Origin of the sequence: Rhodococcus sp. EPR-134 (genome assembly GCF_001647205.1) — a bacterium.
GTDB lineage: Bacteria > Actinomycetota > Actinomycetes > Mycobacteriales > Mycobacteriaceae > Rhodococcus_F > Rhodococcus_F qingshengii.
Window position 1 is genome coordinate 1 of record NZ_LVCT01000781.1, and the last position, 562, is coordinate 562.

Below are 562 nucleotides of genomic sequence, written 5' to 3' on the forward strand. Positions count from 1 at the left end.
TTGGTGCGTGACCCGTACGTCTTCGATTTTCTCGACATCACCGAACGTGTCGCGGAGCGGGAGCTGGAGTCCGCGCTGATGCGTCGGCTGGAGCAGTTCCTCCTCGAACTGGGACACGGGTTCGCCTTTGTTGGACGCCAGTACCATTTCGAGGTCGGTGATCAGGATTTCTATATCGACTTGCTGTTCTTCAACTGGGTGCAAGCGAGGTTCGTCGTCGTCGAGTTGAAGGTAGGCAGGTTTGAGCCGGAGTATGTCGGGAAGCTCGGCTTCTATGTTTCGTGGATCGACGACAACCTCCGCAACAAGGACATCCACGCCCCGACTGTGGGAATCTTGCTCTGCGCCGGCCGCAACGACAACGTCGTCCGGTATTCACTTGCCGGGACAACTGCACCCCTCGCCGTAGCCGACTACACCTATGAGACTCTCCCCTCCCAGGTTCGCGATCTCGTCCCTACCGACGACGAGATCGCGGCAGCTGTGGAAGCCACTGTCTCCGAACTCGACTCCCAACTGCCCGTCAAACCTGACAACTCCGGCTGAGAGGCGCCATTCGATT

1 protein-coding gene is annotated in these 562 nt (G+C 58.7%); it reads left to right on the forward strand.

Features of this window, described 5'->3' with window-relative positions; all coding sequences use genetic code 11:
• A partial coding sequence (locus tag A2J01_RS33365) for a PDDEXK nuclease domain-containing protein (protein ID WP_042926981.1) occupies nt 1-546 on the forward strand: 546 nt, incomplete at its 5' end.
• Nucleotides 547-562 lie beyond the last annotated feature (16 nt).